The organism is Janthinobacterium sp. SUN100, from assembly GCF_030397705.1.
In the GTDB taxonomy this organism is placed as follows: Bacteria; Pseudomonadota; Gammaproteobacteria; order Burkholderiales; family Burkholderiaceae_D; genus Janthinobacterium; species Janthinobacterium kumbetense.
In genome coordinates, this window is sequence record NZ_JAPUBU010000001.1 from 1,283,899 (window position 1) to 1,300,473 (window position 16,575).

Below are 16,575 nucleotides of genomic sequence, written 5' to 3' on the forward strand. Positions count from 1 at the left end.
CGAGACGAACCTTCCATGTCCGCTTCCCGCTTTTCCTCCCTGCCCGCCGACTGCGACCTGCTGGTCGTCGGCGGCGGCATCAATGGCGCCGGCATCGCGCGCGACGCGGCCGGCCGCGGCTTGCGCGTGGTGCTGTGCGAACAGCACGACCTGGCGCAGCACACCTCGTCCGCCTCCACCAAGCTGATACACGGCGGCCTGCGCTACCTCGAATACTATGAATTCAAGCTGGTGCGCAAGGCGCTGCAGGAACGCGAAGTGCTGCTGCGCGCCGCGCCGCACATCATGTGGCCGATGCGCTTCGTCATGCCGCACGACGCCGCCCAGCGCCCCGCCTGGATGATACGCGCGGGCCTGTTCCTGTACGACCACCTGGCCAAACGGGCCTTCCTGCCCGCCTCGCAAGGCATCGCGCTGGACCGCCATGCGGCAGGCGCGCCGCTGAAGGCCGGCTACCGCAAGGGCTTCGTGTATTCCGACGGCTGGGTCGACGATGCGCGCCTGGTGGTGCTCAACGCGCTCGACGCGCAGGAGCATGGCGCGCATATCCTCACGCGCACGGCCTGCGTCGACGCGCGCCGCGACGGCGACGCCTGGCAAGCCACCCTGCAAGCCGAGGGGGGCCAGCGCAAGACCTTGCGCGCGCGCGCCATCGTCAACGCGGCGGGACCGTGGACGGCGCAATTTGCAGGCGTGGCCGGCGGCGGCAAGACGCAGGGGTTGCGCCTGATCAAGGGCAGCCACATCATCGTGCCGCGCCTGTTCGACCATCCGAACGCCTACATCTTCCAGAACCCGGACCAGCGCATCATCTTCGCCATCCCCTACCAGGATGACTTTACCCTGATCGGCACCACCGACGATGAATACAAGGGGGACGTGAGCCAGGTGAAGATCAGCCAGGCGGAGATCGATTACCTGTGCCAGGCGGCGAACCGCTATTTCAAGCGCGAAATCGGCCCCGCCGACGTCGTGTGGACGTATTCCGGCGTGCGCCCCCTGCTCGACGACAGCGCGCAGAACGCGTCGGCCGTCACGCGCGACTACCTGCTGGAAGTGGCACGCGGCGCAGCGGCGACGGGCGCGCCCCTGCTCAATATCTGGGGAGGCAAGATCACCACCTACCGCAAGCTGGCCGAAGAGGCGCTGGGCCTGCTGGCGCCCCTGCTGGACAATGCTTCCCCGGCCTGGACGGCCCATGCGCCCCTGCCCGGCGGCGACCTGCAGCAGGTGAATCAACTCGTGGACAGCCATGATTTCGACGGTTTCCTCGCCCGCTTCCAGCGCGACCACGCCTGGCTGCCGCCCGCGCTGGCGCGCCGCTATGCGCGCGCCTATGGCAGCCGCGCCGCGCGCCTGCTGACGGGCGCCACGTCGATGGCCGACCTGGGCGCGCAACTGGCGCCCGGCCTGTACGAGGCCGAAGCGTGCTATCTGGTCGAGGTGGAATGGGCCAGGAGCTGCGACGACATCCTGTGGCGCCGCAGCAAACTGGGGTTGCGCTGCGCGCCGGCCGACGTGGCGCGCCTGCAGCAGTGGCTGGCCGCCCATCCGGCGCAAGAGGTGGCGGCATGACGTATTTGCTGGCCCTCGACCAGGGCACCTCCAGCTCGCGCAGCATGGTCTTCGATGAAACGGGCGCCATCGTGGCCGTGGCGCAGCGCGAATTTCGCCAGATCTTCCCGCAGCCGGGCTGGATCGAGCACGACCCGATGGAAATCTGGCACAGCCAGCTGGCTACCTGCCGCGAAGTGCTGGCCAAGACGGGCTTGCAGGCCGACGCCCTCGGTGCGCTGGGCATCACCAACCAGCGCGAAACGACGGTGGTATGGGACCGCGCCACGGGCGAACCCGTCTACAACGCCATCGTCTGGCAAGACCGCCGCACGGAAGCGCTGTGCGAGGACTTGCGCGCGCGGGGCCTGGCAGGCGCCATCCATGCGAAGACGGGCCTGGTGCTCGACCCGTATTTTTCCGGCACCAAGCTGCGCTGGATACTCGACGCCGTGCCCGGCGTCCGCGCGCGGGCCATGCGCGGCGAACTGGCCTTCGGCACCATCGATACCTGGCTCGCATGGCAGATGACGGGCGGCAGGCTGCACGTGAGCGACGTCACCAACGCTTCGCGCACCATGTTGTGGAACCTGCATGAAGGCTGCTGGGACGCCCAGCTGCTCGACTGGCTGGGCATTCCCGCCAGCCTGCTGCCGACCGTCCACCCTTCGAGCCACGTGTATGGCGAAACGGATGCGGCGGTGCTGGGCAGCCCCGTCATCATCGGCGGCATCGCCGGCGACCAGCAGGCGGCGCTGTTCGGCCAGACCTGTTTTACGCCGGGCATGGCCAAGAATACCTATGGCACGGGCTGCTTCTTGCTGCTCAACACGGGCGAACAGTGCGCGCAATCGCAGCATGGCTTGATCAGCACGGCCGCCTGCCAGGTGGGCGCGCAGCCCGCGTATGCGCTCGAAGGCAGCGTCTTCATCGGCGGCGCCGTGGTGCAGTGGCTGCGCGACGGCCTGGGCGCCATCGGCCACGCGGGCGAAGCGGAAGGCCTGGCCGCCTCCGTGCCCGATTCCGGCGGCGTCGTCTTCGTGCCCTCGTTTACAGGCCTGGGAGCGCCGTACTGGGTGCCCTCGGCGAAAGGCGCCATCCTGGGCCTGAGCCGGGGCAGCACGGTGGGCCACATCGCCCGCGCGGCGCTCGAAGCGATCGCCTTCCAGAGCGCCGCCCTGCTGGGCGCGATGACGCGCGACGCGCAAGCGCCCATCACCGAGCTGCGCGTGGACGGCGGCGCCTGCGCCAACAACCTGCTGCTGCAATTCCAGGCCGACTTGCTGGGCATCCCCGTCGTGCGCCCGCAAGTGATCGAAACGACGGCCCTGGGCGCGGCCTGCCTGGCGGGCCTGGCCATCGGCCAGTACCGTGGCGTCGACGAGCTGGCATCGCACTGGCGCGCCGACAGGACGTTTCTGCCCACCATCGGCCGCGACCAGGCGGCCAGCCTGATGCAGCAGTGGGAGGTGGCGGTGCGGCGGTTTACGGGTGCCGGCGACGCATAGTCGTGCGGAATGACAGGCAAAAAAAAAGCCCGCTGCGGGAGCGGGCTGAATCTATTTCCTTGGAGGAGATAGAGGAGACAAGTGAATGATGCCGCGTTGCAGCATATAAAACCACTTTATATTCGTGATGTCAGAAATACGCAGCAGTGATATTAGGGGCAACAGACAATTCCATACGGCAACTTTTACGTTGCCGTTTCCGTTTTTACGTCGCCGGAACGCAACATATTCTTGATGCCGCGCAAGGCTTGCCGGACGCGCGCCTCGTTTTCGATTAGGGCGAAACGCACGTATTCATCGCCGTATTCGCCGAAACCGATGCCGGGCGACACGCTCACCTTGGCTTTTTGCAGCAGCAGCTTGGCAAATTCCAGCGAACCCAGGTGGCGATACGCTTGCGGGATATGCGCCCAGATATACATCGAGGCCTTCGGTTTTTCCACCATCCAGCCCGCCTCATGCAAGCCTTTCACCAGCACGTCGCGGCGGCGCTGGTACTGGGTGCAGATTTCCGTCACGCAACTTTGGTCGCCTTCCAGCGCGGCAATGGCCGCCACTTGCACGGGCGTAAAACTGCCGTAGTCGTGGTAGCTCTTGATGCGCGCCAAAGCGGCCACCAGTTCCGCATTGCCGACCATGAAGCCGATGCGCCAGCCCGCCATGTTGTAGCTTTTCGACATGGTAAAGAATTCCACGGCCACGTCGCGCGCGCCCGGCACCTGCATGATGGACGGCGCCTTCCAGCCATCGAAGGTGATGTCGGCATACGCCAGGTCATGCACCACCAGGATATTGTGCTGTTTCGCCAGCGCGACGACCCGTTCGAAAAACTCCAGCTCCACGCATTGCGCCGTGGGGTTGGACGGGAAGCCCAGCACCATCATCTTCGGTTTCGGGTAGCTTTCGCGGATGGCCCGTTCCAGTTCGGCAAAGAAATCCACGCCCGGCCCCATGCGCACGGAGCGGATGTCGGCGCCCGCAATGACGGCGCCCCAGATGTGGATCGGGTAGCTGGGATTGGGCACCAGCACCGTGTCGCCACGGTCCAGGGTCGCCAGCATCAAGTGCGCCAGGCCCTCTTTCGAGCCGATGGTGACGATGGCTTCGCTGTCCGGGTCGATGTCGACCTCGTAGCGCTTCTTGTACCAGTGGGCAATCGCGCGGCGCAGCCGCGGAATGCCCTTGGAGGCGGAGTAGCCGTGCGTGTCGGGGCGTTTCACCGTCTCGACCAGCTTGTCCACGATGTGGGCCGGCGTGGCGCCATCGGGATTGCCCATCGACATGTCGATGATGTCCTCGCCACGGCGGCGCGCGGCCATCTTGAGTTCGGCGGTGATATTGAAAACGTAGGGGGGAAGGCGATTGATGCGCGAAAAGCTGCGCGGAGCTTGGCTGTCGGTCATGGTTATCTCTGTACGTAAGCGCCCGGATCCGTCCGAGCGACGTTGGCGCAGTAGCTGCGCCTGCAACGATACTAACCCGTCTTCGCAAGAACTGGCAAGGCCGATTCGGACAAGCTACAATACGCGCTGATCGAAAATGAGCGCACCGGTTGGTAACCCGGTAAGTGCCTGGCACAGTCCAGCATGCTCCCGCCCACACGGACCCACGGCGCTGACCCTTGGCTGTTACACCAGCCGGGGAGGTGTTCTGGTTCGTGCATCTTTCCGCCGCGCCATCCCTCCCCTGCTCTGATTAGGAATAAAAACGGATGGCAACACACGACACCGCAGTAAGCAACATGACCCTGGACCGCGCCGGCATCGAGCAGCAGCTGGCCCTGCCCGTGCGCCACTTCATCGATTGTGCGTTCGACGGCGAAGACTTGTCGCGCCTCGATCTGCAGGGCTGTACCTTCGAGCGCTGCACCTTTGCCGAAACCAATTTGTTCGCCAGCAAGCTGGCGCGCAGCACCTGGCGCCGCTGCCGCGCGGGCAGCGCCGATTTCGAATCCGTCGACGCCGTCGACGCCACGTTTGAAGGCTGCGACCTGAACAACACAAAATGGCGGCGCGCCAAGCTGGCCTCGGCCACCTACCGCGGCTGCAAGCTGACGGGCGCCTCGTTCGAGGAAGTGGCCCACCTGGGCCTCACCTTCGAAGACAGCCTGCTGGTGGGCGCCGACCTGCGCGGCTTCTCGTTTCGCAAGGCAATATTAAAGCAGCTGGACTTTTCCGACGCCTACCTGGCCGGCTGCGACTTCCGCGACGCCGTCTTCGAAGGGGGCAGCCTGCGCAACGCCACCATCAAACTGGCGAAGTTCCAGGGCGCGGACTTGCGCGGCGCCGATATCGACGGGTTCAAATTGAGCGAAGCGTCCTTGCTGAAAGGCGCCGTCATCACGCATGCGCAGGCGGCGAACTTCATGCGCGCGCTCGATCTGGTGGTGATTTAATCTGCAATGACAAAAAAAAGCCCGCTACGGAAGCGGGCTGAATCTATTTCCTTGGAGGAGATAGAGGAGACAAGTGCATCTTGCGGCATCGCGGCATATCACGCCACTTTATCTTCATGATGATAGAAATAGCCGTCAGTGATAACGAGCCGCCATCAGGGTTTCAAGCCGTGCGGCGCGCGGCCAGCGGCAGAAATTCTCCCATCCATACCAGCAGGGCCAGGCCCGGAAACGCCATGCCGGTCAGCAAGGTTGCTTGCCAGCCATAGCTGGCATACACCCAGGCGCCGATGGCCGAGCCGGCCGCGCCGCCGGCGAAGAACAGCGCGAAATACAGGCCGTTCAGGCGGCCCCGCACTTCCGCGCCCAGGCTGAAGATGGCGCGCTGTCCCAGCACCAGGTTGGCCGCCACGCCCATGTCGAGCACGATGGAGGCGACCACCAGCAGCCCCAGCGCCACATGTTTCGACTCTGGCGCCAGCATCGGCAAGGCAAAGGCGACGATGCCCAGCGCCAGCGCGGCGGCCGTGGCTGGCAAGGTGTGGCCAGCATCGGCCAGACGGCCGGCGATGGGCGAAGCGACTGCGCCTGCCATGCCCACCAGGGCAAAGATGGCGATACCCGTTTGCGACAGGCCGAACGCGGGGCTGGACAGCACCAGCGGCGTGACGGTCCAGAACAGGCTGAAGGCGCCGAACAGGCCAGCGTGATAGGCGGCGCGGCGGCGCAGCACGGGCGTGCCCAGCAGCAAATGCCACAAGGACGCCATCAAGGCCGGATAACGCATGTTCGACACGGGCCGGCGCACGGGCAAGGCGCGGCGCAGCACCAGCGCCAGCAGCACCATCAGCACGGCGGCGCCACCAAACACCACATGCCAGCTCGCATGGGCCGCCACCAGCGAGGCCACGGGACGGGCCAGCATAATGCCCAGCAACAAGCCGCTGACCACCTTGCCCACCGTCTGCCCACGCGTCGCTTCCTGCGACAGGTGGGCGGCAAACGGCACGATCACTTGCGCCGCCACGGAACCGAGGCCGATGGCCAACGCGGCGGCCAGGAACACGATGGCGCCCGTGGAAAGGGCCGCCACGACGAGGGCCGTGGCCGTCACCAGCAGGGCCGTGATGATCAGGCGGCGGTTTTCCAGCAAGTCGCCCAGGGGCACGACAAACAGCAGGCCCAGGGTATAGCCCACTTGCGTCAGGGTGACGATCAGCCCGGCCGCCTTGGCCGACAGGCCAGTCGAAGCGCTGATCGGCCCGACAAGGGTTTGTGCGTAATACAGATTGGCGACAATCAGGCCGGAAGCGATGGCCAGCAGCAGCACCATGGCGGGCGAAATGTCGTGGGGAGCAGAAGGTGAGGCCTTGTTCATGTTGTTTCCTCGGTTCGATAGGGATGTCGCTATTCTAGGCAAAGCCGGGGAAAAGATAATTAGGGCATAATCACCCTATACTTTTCACATAATATGAACAATGAAAGCTATCCCATGGACAAGATCAAGGCCATGCAGACCTTCGTGCGCATCGTCGAGGCCAACAGCTTTTCCAAGGCGGCCGAAACCTTGAATTTGCCGCGCGCCGCGCTGACGGCCACCCTGCAAAAGCTGGAAGCCTACCTGGGCACGCAACTGCTGCAGCGCACCACGCGCCGTTTGTCGCTGACGCCGGAAGGAGCCGAGTATTTCCGCCATTGCCTCGATATTTTGAAAGCCGTCGACACGGCGGAACTGGCGTTCCGTGGCCCGGACGCGAAAAAACCCCGCGGCTTGTTGCGCATCAACCTGCCCAACACGGTGGGCCGGCGCCTCGTCATGCCCCATATCGCGCAATTCCACGCCGCCTGGCCGGACGTGCAACTGCAGCTGAGCCTGACTGACCGCCTGGTCGACCTGACGCAGGAAGGCATCGATTGCGCCTTGCGCGTGGGCACCTTGCAAGATTCCGCCTTCATCGGCAAACAGGTCGGCCTGATGCGCTTCGTCACGTGCGCCTCGCCCGCCTACCTGGCGCGGCACGGCACGCCGCACACCCTGGCGGACCTGGCCGCGCACCGGGGCATCATGCATTACTCGGGCCGCACGGGACGCGCCTTCGACTGGGATTTCCTGCAAGGCAAGGAGGTGGTGCGCGTGCCGATGGCCGGCCCCATCGCCGTCAACGATGCCGACGCCAGCGTCGCTTGCGCGCTGCAGGGACTGGGACTGGCGCAGGCGGCCGTGTACCAGGTGCGCGCGCACCTCGACAGCGGCGCCCTGGTGGCCGTGCTGGCGGATCACCCGCCGACGCCGATGCCCATGTCGCTGCTGACGCCGCAAGGCCGGCTGGCCACGCCCAAGCTGCAGGCGTTTGCGGGCTGGATCACGGCCCTGTTCGAAGCCAATATGGATCTGCAGCCGCTTGCCAGGGAGGCTGCCGCACGGGCCGGCTAGCCGGGGCAAGCACGGCCCTGGCTGTTACGGCATGGCCGGGCCGCTGGTCATGCCGGCCGGCAACAGGATGCCGCCGTCGAGCACGCTCAATTGCAAGCCCGGCAGCACCTGGCGGGATGCTTGGCCGGCCACGCCGGCCACGACAGGCACGGCAGGGCCGGCCGCCGCTTTGCCGCTATGGGCATGCTCCGCGACCACCATATTGCCCGCCAACGGCACGGCGGCGACGGAAGCGGCCGCTGCCGTCAGCGCATTGCGCAAGGCTTCGGCCGGCTTCACCTTCAAGCTGCCGGCCACATAGCCGATCGCATAGTTGTTCGACGTCTGCCCTGCGGCGGCAACCTTGTAGTTGCCGGCCGGCGAACCCGCGCCTGCCTCCGTGCTGAACAGCAGTTCGCCGCGCAGTTCCGATGCCACGCTGTCGCCCCCCAGCAAGCCCGCATAGCCGACGTCAAAGACGGGATTAGGGCGCCCCTGGTCTTTCTCGGCATTGTTCACCGTCACGGTCAATTTCGCCTGCGTAATATCGGCCCGCGCCGACGCCGCCGTGTTGACCACATAATTGCCGGCGTCCAGCCCGCTCAAGCGTATGCCATCCACGCGCACCGTCTTGCCCTGTCCCGCATTCTTGTCGGCAAACTGGGCAGCATTGCTGCTGATGCTCAGCTGGTCGCCGGCAAGACGGTCGTCGCGCCAGTTCACGCTGGCAGCGACGCTCGCATCGTAGACCTTGTTGACACCCGTGATACCCACCGTCAGCGCCGCCGGCGTGATGCTGGCCGTCAAGCCGTTCGGGTCGGCCACCGTGTAATTGCTGGCCAAGCCGCTGGCCGTGTCAGCCAGGGCCGTGCCCGTCACCGTCACCGCCTTGGCCTTGCCCGCGTTCTTGTCGCCGAAGCTGGCCGTCATCCCGGTCACGCCCAGGCGTTCGCCTTCGACCAGGCCGGACAGCACGCCGCCGCTGACGCTGGCCTGGCGCGTGCCGTCGTAGACCTTGTCGAGCGCCACCGCCCCCGTCACCGTCAAGGCCTTGGGCGTGATGCTGGCCGTCAAGCCATTCGGGTCGGCCACCGTGTAATTGCCGGCCAAGCCGCTGGCCGTGCCGGCCAGGGTCGTGCCCGTCACCGTCACTACCTTGCCCTTGCCCGCGTTCTTGTCGCCGAAGCTGGCCGTCATCCCGGCGATGTCCAGGCGTTCGCCTTCGATCAGGCCGGACAGCACGCCGCCGCTGACGCTGGCCTGGCGCGTGCCATCGTAGACCTTGTCGAGCGCCACCGCGCCCGTCACCGTCAAGGCTTTGGGCGTGATGCTGGCCGTCAAGCCGCTCGGGTTGGCCACTGTGTAGTTGCCGGCCAAGCCGCTGGCCGTATCGGCCAGGGTCGTGCCCGTCACCGTCACCGCCTTGGCCTTGCCCGCGTTCTTGTCGTCGAAACTGCCCGCCATGCCGGCGATGTCCAGGCGTTCGCCTTCCACCAGGCCGGACAGCACGCCGCCGCTGACGCTGGCCTGGCGCGTGCCGTCATACACCTTGTCGCCCGCCACCACGCCCGACACCGTCAGGGCCTTGGGCGTGATGCTGGCCGTCAAGCCGCCTGGGCTGGTCACCGTGTAGTTGCCGGCCAAGCCGCTGGCCGTGTCGGCCAGGGTCGTGCCCGTCACCGTCACTACCTTGCCCTTGCCCGCGTTCTTGTCGCCGAAGCTGGCCATCATCCCGGCGATGTCCAGGCGTTCGCCTTCGACCAGGCCGGACAGCACACCGCCGCTGACGCTGGCCAGGCGCGTGCCGTCATACACCTTGTCGAGCGCCGCCGCCCCCGTCACCGTCAAGGCTTTGGGCGTGATGCTGGCCGTCAGGCCGTTCGGATCGGCCACCGTGTAATTGCCGGCCAAGCCGCTGGCCGTGTCAGCCAGGGCCGTGCCCGTCACCGTCACCGCCTTGGCCTTGCCCGCGTTCTGGTCGCCGAAACTGGCCGTCATGCCGGCGATGTCCAGGCGTTCGCCGTCCACCAGGCCGGACAGCACGCCGCCGCTGACGCTGGCCAGGCGCGTGCCATCGTAGACCTTGTCGAGCGCCACCGCGCCCGTCACCGTCAGGGCCTTCGGCGTGATGCTGGCCGTCAAGCCGTCCGGGTTGGCCACCGTGTAGTTGCTGGCCAAGCCGCTGGCCGTGTCGGCCAGGGTCGTGCCCGTCACCGTCACCGCCTTGGCCTTGCCCGCGTTCTTGTCGCCGAAGCTGCCCGCCATCCCTGCGATGTCCAGGCGTTCGCCTTCCACCAGGCCGGACAGCACGCCGCCGCTGACGCTGGCCAGGCGCGTGCCGTCATAGACCTTGTCGCCCGCCACCGCGCCCGTCACCGTCAGGGCCTTGGGCGTGATGCTGGCCGTCAAGCCGACCGGGTTGGCCACCGTGTAGTTGCTGGCCAGCCCCGTATCGCTGGCCAGCACGGCGCCCACCGTCACGGCCTTGCCGTTGCCGGCGTTCTTGTCCGAAAAATAGCCGCTCAGGCCAGACAAGATCACGTTTTCCGAGCCGACGAAACCGCTCAATGTGCCGCCCGTCACGCGCGCGTCGGCATTGCCATCGTAGACTTTATCTTGCGCCGCGACGCCGCCGAGCGTCAGCGCCTTGGGCCGGATGGTGCCCGTGATGACGGCGTCCGTGGCGGCCAGGATATAGTTGCCGCTGTCGGCGCCAGCCAGCACGATATCGCTGACATACACCGTTTTGCCGCTGCCCGCATTCTTGTCCGCGAAATTGCCTCTGGCAGTGACCACGGCAAGACTGTCGCCGCTCACCATGCCGTGCAAGACGGCCGAAGCGCCGCTCAGGCTGGCCCCCAGGCCGCCGTCATACACCTTGTCATCGGCCTTGATTCCCGTCACGCTGCTGATGGTGGCCTTGGTGATCGCGCCGCTGAAGTCGCCGATTGGCGCCAGCGTGTAGTTGCCGGCGGCACTGCCGCCCAGCGTGGCGCTGGCCGTAATGGCGAGATTGTTGCCGACATTCTTGCTGGCATAAGCGCCGGACAGCAAAAAGCTCAGCTTGGCCACGTCATCGCCCAGCACGCCACTGAGGCTGCCGCCAGCCAGCACGGCAGAGGTGTTGCCGTCATACACCTTGTTGCCCGCCGAAACGCCATTCAGGCTGATCTGGCGCGGCGTAATGGTCACGCCGCCATCGACATAGCTAATCAGGTAGCCATTCTGGGCCGTGGAATACATGCCGCTGGCCCGCACCACATAGTTGCCGGCATTGACCGGGCTGCCGGACGCATTATCATATGTCAACGAGCCTTGCAGCAGGGAAGGATCGCCCACCCTGGAATAGCTTACGGTGACCGGATCGCTGGCGAGGCCATCATAGACCTTGCTGCTATGCGACACCGTCACCACCAGGGGCGTCAGGAAGGAACGCAGCAATGGCGTGCTCTGTCCTTCGTAAATCACCCAGGTATTGTTCAAGTCCCACGCCGGGCTGCCCGCGCCGTTGCTGCCGTTATAGTTGGCCAGTTTTTTCAAATCGGCCGAACTCAAGCCCGTGCCGCCCTGGCTGCCCGCCTGCCCGCTGATCTGCGTATCCCAGTAACTGCCCGTGGCATCGGCGGCGGAGGCGCCGCCTGCCAGCCCGCCCAGCCCCGCTGCGCCGCTGACGGCAACGGCCGCATAGCTGTTACGGATGCTGCCGCCGCGGCTGTCGCCAGCCAGGCCGCCCACATTCACGCCGCCCGTCGCGCTGCCCAGCGCGTAACTGTCGACAATTTCACCCGTATTGCTGCCCACGAGGGCGCCGACCTGCGCATCGCCCGTGACATTGCCGGTAACGAAACTGCCGCTGATTTTTCCCGCGTTCGCGCCGGCGAGCGCGCCCACATCGCTGCCGCCGGTGATCCGGGCGTCGCTCAAGCCCAGGTCCGAGATACTGCCATTTTTGCCGAGACTGCCGATCAGGCCGATTGCAGCGCTCCCCTGCCGGAAGATGCGCAAGTCGGAAATGATGTGGCCGGCGCCATTGAGGCTCCCCGTGAACGGCGACGCGGCGTCACCGACAGGCACGAAGCCTTTGCCGCCCCAGATATCGCCGCCGGCCGTCGCCCCCGCGCTGAAGCTGCTGCCCAGGGTATAGGCAGCCGCCTTGTCCATCGCCATCAGCTGCAGCTGGTGCGCGGAATTGATGGTGGTCGAGTACTCGCCGCTGAACATCGGCAAGGTGCCGCCCTTGCCGTTCATGCCGCCGTTCGATCCCACCGTCACCCAATTGTTGCCCGTGGCGCCAGCCGTCGTCGTGAAATTGAATGTTGGATAACTTGCAGGATCACCCATCGCAAGGTCCGTCAAGCCGACGATATTGCTCGTTCTGCCATTGCCTTGGCCCAGGCCCGTCAGGCCGTGGTTGGCGCTGCTGTTGTAATAGGCATTGCTCACGTTGCCGCTGGAATCATTGTAGCCAACGATGCCGCCCCGGTTGTCGTGCTGCGCATTGACCGCGCCGACGGAATAGACATTGTCCACAATCCCCTGGTTCCGGCCGACGATGCCGCCCGCATAGTTGCCCGCATTGACGCTGCCAGTGGCATAGCTGTTGCTGATCCTGCCCGCATAAACGTCACCGACGAGGCCCCCAAAGCCTTGCTCGGACTGCGCATCGCCGGAAGAGTAGACATTGCCTGTCGCATAGCTGTTGCTGATCGTCCCGCTCATGCGGCCAGCCAATCCCCCGGCGATGGAATTGCTGGTCACGCTGCCCGTCGCATAGCTGTCGCTGATATTGCCAGACGTGAATGCCGCCAGGCCGCCCGTAAAGGTATCGCCCGCGACGTCGCCCGTGGCAAAGCTCTTCGCGATGGCGCCAGCGTTTTCAAGCACCAGCCCGCCGGCCCTGCCCTTGACAACGGTCACTTTCATGCTGCTGCTACTGTTGCTGACGCTGCCGCCACGTTCATTTTGGGCAACCAGCCCGGCAGCTCCGCCACCGTAATTGGGAGTGTGTTCGATACTGCCGCTGCTGCGGCTATTATTGACCACGCCGCTATTCACGCCCACCAGGCCCCCTGCATAAATCGACCCTGTCAGCTTCAGCTCGCCGTACGCACTGACGTTATCGATCAAGCCCGCGTTTCTTGCCGCCAGCATGCCCATCCGGATCTGCCCGTACTTGCCTTCCGGCGCCTGTATCCGGGTATTGACCAGATTGAGGTTGCGCACCACCCCCGACGCGCCGATGGCGCCGAACATGCCGACATCGGCATAGTCCGTCAGCCGGGTGAGGGACAATCCCGTGACGTCATGGCCAAGGCCGTCAAGCCTGCCCGTGAATGGCGTGCCTGTGCCACCGATAGGCACGAAGCCCTTGCCGCCGTCCCAGTTGAGCGTGGCACTGGCGTCGATATGGCGGCCCAGCGCGTAGTTGCCTCCCAGGTTGGCATTCATACCCTGCAAATCGGCTGCGCTCAGGCTGCCAGCCGCACCTGCGCTGTTGATCACCGTATAGCTGATGACTGCGCCATCCGTGCCCTGCCTGGTGCTGAAGTTATTACCCGATGGCAAGTCCACTTCCGCCTTCACGTTGTAGGTGGACAAATTGCCGGCTGCCACACCGCGCTGTCCATACTCGAGCGCCAGGCTGGCCGTGCCGACACCGCGCAGCGGTGCATTGATATTGATATTATTGTGCGCCGTCAAGGTCAGCTTGTTGGCCGACCAGCTGATCGTGTCGTTGACATGGATATCGCCTGCCGCGCCGCCGCTGGCGACCGTTGCAATGGTGACATTGCTGGACTTGAGCGCATTGCTGTAAAACGCACCGGTCTGGTTGCCGCCCGATGCCGCAATCGTGAAGTCGGTCGGATCGATCAGCCACATGCCCGTCGCGCCCTTCGCCGCGGCCGTGCTCACCTTCAAACCATCGTCGATCTTCACGTGCGCGGCCGAGGTGTCGATGAAGCCGCCATTGCCGCCCGCAGGCGCGCTGGCGTCCAGGGTGCCGGCCGCGTTCACCGTGCCGCTTTGCATGTCGCCCAGCAACTTGATCGTGCCGCCGCGCGTGTCGATGCTGTGCGCCTCGATCACGCCCGTGTTGTTGACGACGGTTTTCAGCAAGTCGCCCGCCGCTTGCGCCGTCAGGACGACGCTGCCGCCATCGGCCTGGATCAAGCCGCCGTTATTCACGAGAGCGCCCACGGCGCCCCGGTCCACCGCCACGTTCAGCAAGCCGTCGCCCGCCACGTCCAGCGTGATGGCGCGGCCCGCCGCCAGGGCCACCGAGCCCAGGCGCGCCTGGATCGTGCCTTCGTTCGATACGTTCGCGCCCAGCAAGGCCACATAGCCGCCCGGCGCGCTGATGTTGCCCTGATTCAAGACTTTACCGCTGCCATTGCCGGAAAACTGGTACTTGCCCGCCATGAAGTCGGCATTGCTGATATCCAGCGTGGATGCCACCAGGCCGGCCGTGTTCACGGACGCGCCGTGGCCGAACAGCACGCCGTTCGGATTGACGATGAACACCTTGCCGTTGGCCGACAGCTTGCCCAGGATGGTCGTGCCGTCGCTGCCCAGCACGCGGTTCAAGGCTACCGCATTGCTGTTGGGCTGCTGGAACTGCACCGATTCGCCCTTGCCGATATTGAAACTGGCCCAGTTGATGACGGCATGCTGGCTGCCCTGCTGGATCACGGTATTGCCCGGCGCGCCATTGATGGAAGCCTGGCCCGCCACCACCGTGCCGCCCGCCGGCCCCGCCAAGGCCAGGGAGCCATAACCGAGCATCAGCGCCGCCGCCATGCCGGTCAGGGCGAAATGCGCGCCGCCCCCGCTGCTGCCCGGCATTGAGCGCTTGCCGGCGGATTTGACGTTTTCGGAAACGGCGGCGTAGGCGCCGGTGGCCTGGTTCCAGATGGAGCGGTAGATGCGGTTCATGGCAGTGTCCTGATGTTTTTATTGATGTAGTAATTTAGAAATACTTGACGGCTTGCAACCAGAAGCGGCCTGCCGCATCCGGTGCCGAGGTCGCCTTGGCATTGCCCAGCTTGTGCGCGTAATACGCCTTCAGCACGAGCGCGTTGGCGCCCGTCCACGTCACGCCCACGCCCGCGCCGCTCAGGGTGCGGCGGTTGTCGCCGGCGCTCCAGGAATCGCGGTTCAGCTTGACGGTGCCCGTGTCGGCAAACGCCAGCACTTGCAGCTGGCCGGGAAAGGCCGTGAACGCCGTCACGTTCTGGCGCAGCTCCACATTCAGCACATAGCCCTGGTCGCCATACGCCTCGCCGCCCGGATAGGCGCGCACGCCGCCCACGCCGCCGATGCCCATCTTTTCCGACACATCGAGGTTTTTCGACGCCGCCTGGCCGCTGACGGTGCCGAACAAGCTCGTCTCGCCGCCCAGGCTCTGCACGCGCGCGCCATTGAAGGCCAGCTTGTTGAAGTGGCCGTTGCTGTTCACCGTCGCGCGGTCGAGCGCCAAGGTTGCCGGCGTCTCGATATCGATCTTGCCCGTGGCAAATGTCAACGAATAGGTGCTGGCGCCGCCACCGCCCCAGCCATCCTTGCTGTCGCCATTCAGATTCAGCATCCACACCTTGGCCTTCTTGTCGTTGACGCTGCCCGTCGATTCCGTGCGGTCCTGGAAGGTCTTGTCGTCATAGCTGACCTGTGCATACAGGTTGTTGCTGCGCGAGCGGATCAGCGGATAACTGCCGTAGGCGCTGGCGATCTTCGCCGTGCCCTTGGCGTCGAGCACGGCAAATTCCTTGCCCAGCTTGTAGTCCATATAGGTGTAGGCGCCGCCCAGGCGCAGCAAGCCCGCCTGCCCCTGGTAGGCCAGGCGGCCATAGTTCAGGCCGTCGGCCGAGGTGAACGCGCGCACGGTGGCCACGTCGCCGATGCCGGCCAGTTCATTGATGTTCAGGGTGGCGCCGATGCGGTTGCGGCCCGTGTAACGGTTGCCCTGGTTGTCTAGGTCGATGCTGCCGTTGAAACGCGAGCCCGGCTGCACGTCGACGATCAGGTCGGACGCGCCCAAGGACGCCCCCGGCGCCAGCGTCGAGCTGACCTGCACGCCCGGCAAGTCCGACAGCAGCAGCAAGCGGCGTTCCAGCGGCGCCGTGGCGATCACCTGCCCGTCCAGGCCCGCCAGCACGGTGCCGGCCAGGCCGTCGGACAGATTGCTCTGGTTGCGCAGTTGCACCTGGCCATACTGGCCTGGCAACACGCTGATCGTAACGACGCCATCCTTGATATCTTGCGCGGGCAGATAGGCTTGCGCGAGGAAATAGCCGCGGTTCTGGTAATAGCTGGCGATGTTGGACGCCATGGCGCGCAATTCGCCCAGGGTCAGCTCGCTTCCCGCAGTAAATCCCGAGGCGGCCACCAGTTCGCTCTCGGTGAAGACTGGCGGCGCCGTGATCTGCAGGCGCTGCACGGCGATGCGCGTCGTGTCGCCCACCGTGGTGGCGGGTACATTGCCCTGCTGCACGCGGATGGCGGGCGGCGCTTTCGGCAGCGGGGGCGCCACGGGAATCTGCTGCAGCTGGCTGCCGGCACCGGGAGGATCGACGGCCCAGGCGGTCTGTATCAGCGCCAGCAAGGGCAGCAGGGTCAGGGGAAGAAGTTTACAACGCAAGATAAGCCTCTCGGTCGCCGCTGGCGGCATGACGGAATGAATAAAGAAGGAAAAAGCATGCGGTGCCGGC

At 65.5% G+C, this 16,575-nt stretch carries 8 protein-coding genes; 4 read left to right on the forward strand and 4 right to left on the reverse strand.

The window, feature by feature from the left end; genetic code table 11:
* Positions 1-15 precede the first annotated feature (15 nt).
* Both glpD and glpK read left to right on the forward strand, forming a co-directional pair.
* Positions 16-1,575 carry a glycerol-3-phosphate dehydrogenase gene (gene glpD / locus O0881_RS05585; protein WP_289910519.1) on the forward strand — a complete coding sequence of 520 codons (1,560 nt, stop codon included), beginning with the start codon at positions 16-18 and terminating at the stop codon, positions 1,573-1,575.
* Positions 1,572-3,062, forward strand: coding sequence for a glycerol kinase GlpK (glpK, locus tag O0881_RS05590; RefSeq protein WP_289910520.1), 1,491 nt, complete (start codon positions 1,572-1,574; stop codon positions 3,060-3,062). Before glpD ends, glpK begins: the two co-directional genes overlap by 4 nt.
* A gap of 185 nt (positions 3,063-3,247) precedes the next feature.
* On the opposite strand, the gene alaC is transcribed toward glpK, so the two are convergent.
* On the reverse strand, positions 3,248-4,465 hold the full coding sequence (gene alaC, locus O0881_RS05595) for an alanine transaminase (RefSeq protein ID WP_289910521.1): 1,218 nt from the start codon (positions 4,463-4,465) through the stop codon (positions 3,248-3,250).
* A gap of 308 nt (positions 4,466-4,773) precedes the next feature.
* On the opposite strand from alaC, the gene O0881_RS05600 reads away from it, so the two are divergent.
* Positions 4,774-5,457, forward strand: coding sequence for a pentapeptide repeat-containing protein (locus tag O0881_RS05600; RefSeq protein WP_289910522.1), 684 nt, complete (start codon positions 4,774-4,776; stop codon positions 5,455-5,457).
* Between the two features lie 163 nt (positions 5,458-5,620).
* On the opposite strand, the gene O0881_RS05605 is transcribed toward O0881_RS05600, so the two are convergent.
* Positions 5,621-6,835, reverse strand: coding sequence for an MFS transporter (locus tag O0881_RS05605; RefSeq protein WP_289910523.1), 1,215 nt, complete (start codon positions 6,833-6,835; stop codon positions 5,621-5,623).
* 114 nt (positions 6,836-6,949) lie between these two features.
* On the opposite strand from O0881_RS05605, the gene O0881_RS05610 reads away from it, so the two are divergent.
* Complete coding sequence (locus tag O0881_RS05610; RefSeq protein ID WP_289910524.1) at positions 6,950-7,891, forward strand: LysR family transcriptional regulator; 942 nt, start codon at positions 6,950-6,952, stop codon at positions 7,889-7,891.
* A 24-nt stretch (positions 7,892-7,915) separates the two neighbouring features.
* On the opposite strand, the gene O0881_RS05615 is transcribed toward O0881_RS05610, so the two are convergent.
* The gene (locus tag O0881_RS05615; protein WP_289910525.1) at positions 7,916-14,803 is read right to left on the reverse strand and encodes a YDG domain-containing protein; all 6,888 of its coding nucleotides are present in this window, start codon (positions 14,801-14,803) and stop codon (positions 7,916-7,918) included.
* Between the two features lie 34 nt (positions 14,804-14,837).
* Positions 14,838-16,505 carry a ShlB/FhaC/HecB family hemolysin secretion/activation protein gene (locus O0881_RS05620; protein WP_289910526.1) on the reverse strand — a complete coding sequence of 556 codons (1,668 nt, stop codon included), beginning with the start codon at positions 16,503-16,505 and terminating at the stop codon, positions 14,838-14,840.
* Between the last annotated feature and the right edge of the window lie 70 nt (positions 16,506-16,575).

Coding starts and splice junctions, on each gene's coding strand:
- glpD (WP_289910519.1), top strand. CDS start 16: ATGTCCGCTTCCCGCTTTTCCTCCCTGCCCGCCGACTGCGACCTGCTG.
- glpK (WP_289910520.1), top strand. CDS start 1,572: ATGACGTATTTGCTGGCCCTCGACCAGGGCACCTCCAGCTCGCGCAGC.
- alaC (WP_289910521.1), bottom strand. CDS start 4,465: ATGACCGACAGCCAAGCTCCGCGCAGCTTTTCGCGCATCAATCGCCTT.
- O0881_RS05600 (WP_289910522.1), top strand. CDS start 4,774: ATGGCAACACACGACACCGCAGTAAGCAACATGACCCTGGACCGCGCC.
- O0881_RS05605 (WP_289910523.1), bottom strand. CDS start 6,835: ATGAACAAGGCCTCACCTTCTGCTCCCCACGACATTTCGCCCGCCATG.
- O0881_RS05610 (WP_289910524.1), top strand. CDS start 6,950: ATGGACAAGATCAAGGCCATGCAGACCTTCGTGCGCATCGTCGAGGCC.
- O0881_RS05615 (WP_289910525.1), bottom strand. CDS start 14,803: ATGAACCGCATCTACCGCTCCATCTGGAACCAGGCCACCGGCGCCTAC.